This is a genomic window from Nitrospira sp. BLG_1 (assembly GCF_047338595.1).
GTDB lineage: Bacteria > Nitrospirota > Nitrospiria > Nitrospirales > Nitrospiraceae > Nitrospira_D.
The window spans coordinates 1-1,535 of the sequence record NZ_JBLFBO010000122.1; the positions used below are offsets into that span (position 1 = coordinate 1).

Sequence of the window (1,535 nt, forward strand, 5' to 3'; positions counted from 1 at the left end):
TTCTCCTCCACATCAAACCCTGTCAACATCAAGGCTTGCCGCCGCGTGAGCTGATCGGGATTCTTGGGATTTCCTGCTGCATCGAATAATTTCCGTGGATCTCCAAATGCGAGCGCCGTTACGAGGCGCAGGGATTGCTCAAGCGTGGCGATGGCGCTGACGGGAGGTTTGTCAGGCTCTGGAACGCCGCCCGCCGCCCTCAAGGCCAATTGCCGATGGCGCTCCTGCTCTTGCTGTTGCTGTTGTCGCTCCTCAACTAGATATCTAGTCCGCGCCAAGAGCTGACTAGCCGTGCGATTAATACACTTCCCGGTGTACCCCGCCCGAATCGCGGCTTGGGTCGCGTTGAAATCTTTCGCGTACTCGATGATGAAGAGTTCTTGCTTGGGCGTGAGTTTGCGAGGAGTGGGCGATGGAGAATCGCTCATGTTGAACCCGAATTATAACCGTCTAGACGATAAAGCACAAGGAGCCATATTGTCGATCTTCATAACACATCCCCACGGTCCGTCACCCATCCCCCATCGATCAGCGTCTGGGCCAGGCGGCGATAGTACCCCCTGGCTCGCCAGACCTGGCCAGTCTTGATGCCGTCGGCTATGGCGTCCACGATTTCATCCTCCGTCGATTGTCCCGCCATAAACCGCTCACGGAACGCCTCATCGAACGGCATGCGCTACATCCTAGATCAATGGCAGCGTTATGGATTCAGAGTGTGCAAAACACGGCAACTCGTCGATCATCCATCATCACGCAATGATGGATCAGTGGATAATGGTAAACACCACAGCTGCCGCCAGAATGCCCAGCACAAACGACGAGGTTGCGTTGAGCCACGGCTTGCTGGCTGCGGCTTTCTGCTCCAACGCCTCAACGAGCCGCTCCATCGATTCACCCTTCGCCTTGTAGTCCGCAATCATGCCTTCCAGCTCGGCAATGTGCTCCTTCTGTAAAGAGATCACCTTCTCCCGCGCGTCCCGCCCCTTGAGATGCAGCACGATTTGCGCGTCTGCGTTCGCGAGCCGCTGCTTGAGCAGGTCAATGTTGGCTAGTAACTTGACGAACTCGCCTCGATCCAGCTCAACGGTTGCGGCAGCACTGAGACTAGGGATGCAGAACGATATGAGTAATGCCAAGATCACCCAGGATGCGACGTGTCTCATGTTGTAATCCTTTGTCTGTGAGGGTGGCGCGGGTGATTTCCGCAACGATCTGCTCGCCGGTCGGCATGGCTTGTTTCAAGGCGGCTAACGATTGCTCGGTTTTCTCAACCTTCAGGCTCGCGACTCGGATCTTGCCCTTCAGATCCGCAATGGTGCGGTCCCGAGCCGCCAACGTCGTTGCGAGTTGTGCGGCATGCTCTCGAAACGACTCTAATAATTGCGCTGTGTTGGTGTCATAGGTGGACTCGTAGTGGCCTCCACTCCAAAACACCAGCAAGAAGATGCCGACCAATGGTCCAATGGTGACGAAATGTTTAAGTACCTGTCTCACGAGTCCTCCTTTCTTCCGATATGCGCACCCTTCTGCTTCAG

At 55.7% G+C, this 1,535-nt stretch carries 4 protein-coding genes; all 4 read right to left on the reverse strand.

Annotated features, from left to right (window positions below; translation table 11 throughout):
• The coding region (locus ACMTNU_RS20610; protein WP_413937162.1) for a terminase small subunit at positions 1-428 on the reverse strand (428 nt) is incomplete at its 3' end.
• 59 nt (positions 429-487) lie between these two features.
• A complete protein-coding gene (locus ACMTNU_RS20615) occupies positions 488-673 on the reverse strand; it encodes a hypothetical protein (protein WP_413937163.1) in 186 nt (61 codons plus the stop codon).
• A gap of 91 nt (positions 674-764) precedes the next feature.
• On the reverse strand, positions 765-1,163 hold the full coding sequence (locus ACMTNU_RS20620) for a hypothetical protein (protein WP_413937164.1): 399 nt from the start codon (positions 1,161-1,163) through the stop codon (positions 765-767).
• On the reverse strand, positions 1,105-1,494 hold the full coding sequence (locus ACMTNU_RS20625) for a hypothetical protein (RefSeq protein WP_413937165.1): 390 nt from the start codon (positions 1,492-1,494) through the stop codon (positions 1,105-1,107). Before ACMTNU_RS20625 ends, ACMTNU_RS20620 begins: the two co-directional genes overlap by 59 nt.
• Between the last annotated feature and the right edge of the window lie 41 nt (positions 1,495-1,535).

What these genes read in the sequence shown, in the direction of transcription:
- ACMTNU_RS20620 (WP_413937164.1), bottom strand. Translation starts at nt 1,163, where the DNA reads ATGAGACACGTCGCATCCTGGGTGATCTTGGCATTACTCATATCGTTC.
- ACMTNU_RS20615 (WP_413937163.1), bottom strand. Translation starts at nt 673, where the DNA reads ATGCCGTTCGATGAGGCGTTCCGTGAGCGGTTTATGGCGGGACAATCG.